Below are 4,206 nucleotides of genomic sequence, written 5' to 3'. Positions count from 1 at the left end.
GTATATAATATCCAACTTTATTTATATTATTATATCATATTTACCATATTTATTTAAAAAATATTATATACACTGAAAGTAAAATAAGTTTAAAAAAGGCTGAATATATTAAATATTATCTTCTATAGGATATTTCCCATAAGTCCTGGCAGCATCCATGAGAAATTCAATATTTTCTCTGGAAGTTGCCATAGGCACCTTGCATCCAGTACTTAATACAAATCCCTTGGGATTGTCGTAAGCTTTTCTAATACATTTTCTAGCCTCCTGAAAAATTTCATCTTTAGTTCCGTTGCATACTATCTCTATGGGTTCCACATTCCCCATTAATCCCACTCGGTCACCAATGGACCTCTTAACTTCCTCCAGATCCACCACATTGTCCACACTAAACATCTGTATTCCGGTATCCGCTATATCTTGCCATACTCCCTTTGTATTTCCGCATATGTGAATTGTCGGTGCACTTCCAAACTTTTCTACTATTCTATCAACACATCTTTTCAGATAAGGTTTGACAAAAGTCCTGAATTGTCTGGGACTGATTACCGTGAGAGAAGCTACTGGTTCAGAAATACATGGTTTTACACCTATATCACAAACTGCATCTATATAGTTGAAAATGCTCTCTGTAGCTATATTCAAGAGCTTATGTACCCATTCGGGATTTCTCAGCGTGTCTCTTAAAAAAACATCAACCCCCCTCAAAGATGCCGCCGTAGTAAAAGGTCCTCCGAAGTCGCTTGAGATATCAACTTCTCTACCTATTTCCTGATTTATTATTTTTGCAGCCTCTAAAAACAGCGGAAGTCTCCCATCCTTATGTGGATCTGCCGGTTTAAGTTTATCTATATCGTCATACTCTTTCACTACGGGTATATCTACATAAGGCATGTCATCATCAGGATAGGCCAGTACCGTACCCATGGCCTCCGCAATGCCAAACAGATTGGGACCTCCTCCTGCAGAGTCAAATCCAAAAGTTCTATAGAGATTTATTTCATTTTTGGCCAGTAATTTATAATCATGGCATAATTCAGATATCTTAACCCCGATAAACTTTGCCCCCACTTCACCTACAAAAGGGCAGCATTGAATACGATCTGCCATCTTTCCAGAACTTATGGCTGTTTCTCTTTCTTTTGGTGTCATTTCATCTTTATAAAGTAAATTTTCCATTAATTTCACCCCACACCCTTTATTATAATTCACATTATATTTTAATTATAAACTTAAGTATAAACAATAAAGATAAATAAACCTTATTTTTCATATACATACTATCACATTTATAAATACGCTATTTTCAAGCAAAAAATAATGGAGCTATAGCTCCATTATTTAAAGTCATTATCAAGTAATTTAGAATGTCATAAAAACTGTAGAATAGTCACAGCTATCATTTAAACCATCTGATTTCATATCTCTCAAATATTCATAGTAGAAATTTGTATTTTCGTATATTACAGAATTATCCTGAGCATTTTTTTGCAAATCAGCTTTAGTAAACTTTTTAGAATCAAACATTTTAAATCCTCCTTTAACATATTTTGATAGGTAATATATAAATTTTCACTGGCCAGATGAAAATATATCTATCTTATATAAAACTCAAGGGTAATAAAAAAAACAGTCCTTCTGCCTGGGGCGAGAAGTCTGTTCGCGGTACCACCCAATTTTTTACTCAATTACATAACGGCTTGCACCGGCACAGCTTACTCTTGTTTCAGCCTGCAGCTTAAGGGTGATCTTCAATGCGAAGCATTTATGAGTTTTCACCATTCCTCACTCTCTTTAAAATATTTTTCGCATTTACATGTCCCTTTCCTCGCTGTTAAAATATAAAATTTTACATCCATTTTAAACTATAAAAAAAACAGTCCTTCTGCCTGGGGCGAGAAGTCTGTTTCGCGGTACCACCCAATTTTTTACTCAATTACATAACGGCTTGCACCGGCACAGCTTACTCTTGTTTCAGCCTACAACTCAAGGGTGATTTTCAATATGAAATATTTATGAGTTTCCACCATTCCTCACTCTCTTCAAAATATAATTCATATTTACATATCCCTATCTTTGTTTTTAATTTGTATGTAATTTTACTACATATGTTCATATAAGTCAATACTTTTTTATAAAATTTAAAAAATTCTATCTATCCGAACCCCACCACTTTATTATAAAGTTCAATGGGTAAGCCGACAGAAGAAGTTCCACAGAGCATGCGGCGGGATGTGATGGATCTGATTGCCCAGTAACCAATAAAACTTTGGATAATTATTTAAGAAAATAAGATCTGCCATTACAGACAGATCTTATTTTCTAGTTTAATTTTCTCTGTTTCAATTTTTCCTTGAGTTCTTCAATGGAATTGCTTTTCACTGCATCTTCAAATACGGAATTCAAAGTATCTTCATCTTCTATTTTCTTTATTCTGGACATATAAGACGTATCTGAAAATTTAATATTAAGAAGCGTCTGTAAATTACTTATCAGAGTTTCTCTGCGCCCTTTTTCAATTCCTTTCTTCTCTACTGCTGGATCGTAAAAAGACTTTAGCATCTTACTCACCTCTTCTTCTACATTTTTATTATTACAATAGTTTCGATTCAGATATGCCATTAAATTCTGAATAGCTATAAGCATACTATTAAAATCATTATCCATAATTTCTTTCCTGCTGTTAAGCCTGGATATTTCTTTGGCAAGTTTATACGACAAGTTCTTGGCTTCCTTAAGTACATCGTCAAATTCGGACCTGCCGGTATCTTTCTTACGTTTCAGGTGCTCAAATATTTTTCTGAATTTAAATACCTGGAGCGGCAGCAATATATATAGCTTTTCTTCAATCAGATTTATATCAGTATATTCCCAATATTTCATAACAGGGACACTATAATCGACCTTCTCTCCACCTGGAAATATAATCTTAAGTCTCAATTCATCCTTTATTTTTGAATTTTCCTCTATAAAGATAACCAGCTGTTTGGGAAAATATACTACTTTAATATTATTTTCCAATATACTGTTGTTTTTACCTATGTGAAACCCATATTGAAACATCCTTATCGCCATTGAAGTATCATTTTTTGTCTGGAACTCTATATGATATACTGTTTTTTTCTCTTCCTCCAAAAAGTTCAGGATCAAATCAGCCTTTATAAAATCATAATTGAAATCTTCCAGTGGAAATTCCGTCTTCCCGTATGTAACAGCCACATCACCATAGCAATAATCTGTACCAAACATCCTGTTTATAAAATTTATAAGTACCTGCTGTGATGTTGAAAACAGTGCCTTTAAAATTCCATCCAGTTTCACTTCTTCGTTTTTGCTCATTTATATTTCACCTACTTGTATTATACCAAATTTTTAGATAACTTGGAATATAATTTAATTAGATTGAGTAAGTAAAATATTTTTAGGCAGAAAATAAGGAAAGGCCTCCAGCAATTACCTGACTGGAAGGTCTTTTATAATAAAAAACAATTGACATATATATTCTACATATGTAGAATATATATAAAGGAGGTGACTTATGTTGTCAATTAAAAAAATTCCGGAATCGGAATTAGAAGTTATGAAAGTCATCTGGTCTAGCAAGATTCCTGTATCTTCAAAAGAAATAGTTAAAATTATGGAAGAAAAAAAAGGTTGGAAAAATACAACCATATTAACGCTTCTTTCACGTTTGGCAAAGAAAAAGTTTATAACTGTAGCAAAGGGAAAGAAGATCACTTATTATACACCGGTTGTACTAGAAGATGAATACCGCAGATTTGAAACCAGGGAATTTTTTAAAAAAGTTCACAGAAGTTCTTTAAAAAGTTTCATTACTACCCTGCACGAAGATAATGATATTACCGATGATGATCTGGATGAACTGGATAAGTGGATTAAAAGCAGGTGACAGTTATGATGGAAATGTTTATGAAAAATCTATTACAGATATCTTTATTCGGGAGCATAGAAATTGTTATTATTATAATTTTCGAAAAAACTCTGTCTAAAAGATATACATGTGGATTTTGTTATTATATATGGTTAGCTGTAATAATCAAAATGATTTTACCTTTTAAAATTCCAATTTACGTATCACAAGAAATATATAAATTCTTTGGATATTCGCCTAATAATGTCAAAACTATGATGAATAATATAATTTGTCTAAATGATAATGTAGTAAATTATTTTATAATACTATTT

The 4,206-nt window shown here is 32.5% G+C and carries 4 protein-coding genes, 1 pseudogene and 2 other annotated features; of the genes and pseudogenes, 2 read left to right on the top strand and 3 right to left on the bottom strand.

The genetic code is table 11. The annotated features are described in order from the left end of the window. Window positions 1–108: 108 nt before the first annotated feature. The 3 genes from J5G60_RS16880 to J5G60_RS16870 all read right to left on the bottom strand — a co-directional run bounded on the left by J5G60_RS16880 (window position 109) and on the right by J5G60_RS16870 (window position 3,339). A complete protein-coding gene (locus tag J5G60_RS16880; RefSeq protein ID WP_150356111.1) occupies window positions 109–1,179 on the bottom strand; it encodes a uroporphyrinogen decarboxylase family protein in 1,071 nt (356 codons plus the stop codon). A 183-nt stretch (window positions 1,180–1,362) separates the two neighbouring features. Continuing rightward, window positions 1,363–1,527, bottom strand: coding sequence for a hypothetical protein (locus J5G60_RS16875; RefSeq protein WP_179977541.1), 165 nt, complete (start codon window positions 1,525–1,527; stop codon window positions 1,363–1,365). 113 nt (window positions 1,528–1,640) lie between these two features. Beyond that, window positions 1,641–1,838, bottom strand: a binding site (T-box leader). A gap of 49 nt (window positions 1,839–1,887) precedes the next feature. Continuing rightward, window positions 1,888–2,086: a binding site (T-box leader), on the bottom strand. Window positions 2,087–2,322: 236 nt separating this feature from the next. Further along, complete coding sequence (locus tag J5G60_RS16870) at window positions 2,323–3,339, bottom strand: hypothetical protein (protein WP_150356112.1); 1,017 nt, start codon at window positions 3,337–3,339, stop codon at window positions 2,323–2,325. A 202-nt stretch (window positions 3,340–3,541) separates the two neighbouring features. Here J5G60_RS16870 and J5G60_RS16865 point away from each other — a divergent pair, with 202 nt between their 5' ends. Both J5G60_RS16865 and J5G60_RS16860 read left to right on the top strand, forming a co-directional pair. After that, window positions 3,542–3,910: a BlaI/MecI/CopY family transcriptional regulator gene (locus tag J5G60_RS16865; RefSeq protein WP_150356133.1), complete on the top strand. Its 369-nt coding sequence runs from the start codon at window positions 3,542–3,544 to the stop codon at window positions 3,908–3,910. Window positions 3,911–3,915: 5 nt separating this feature from the next. Continuing rightward, window positions 3,916–4,206, top strand: a pseudogene (locus J5G60_RS16860) (M56 family metallopeptidase); the annotation flags it as partial.

Origin of the sequence: Clostridium sp. HV4-5-A1G, from assembly GCF_900184915.1 — a bacterium.
Classification (GTDB): domain Bacteria; phylum Bacillota; class Clostridia; order Clostridiales; family Clostridiaceae; genus Clostridium_B; species Clostridium_B aromativorans.
The sequence above is the reverse complement of the archived record's forward strand: the minus strand, read 5'-3'. Positions and strand labels throughout refer to the sequence as shown.

Bases quoted from the DNA above. Each gene is read 5' to 3' on its own strand.
- J5G60_RS16880 (WP_150356111.1), bottom strand. From the start codon at position 1,179: ATGGAAAATTTACTTTATAAAGATGAAATGACACCAAAAGAAAGAGAA.
- J5G60_RS16870 (WP_150356112.1), bottom strand. From the start codon at position 3,339: ATGAGCAAAAACGAAGAAGTGAAACTGGATGGAATTTTAAAGGCACTG.
- J5G60_RS16875 (WP_179977541.1), bottom strand. From the start codon at position 1,527: ATGTTTGATTCTAAAAAGTTTACTAAAGCTGATTTGCAAAAAAATGCT.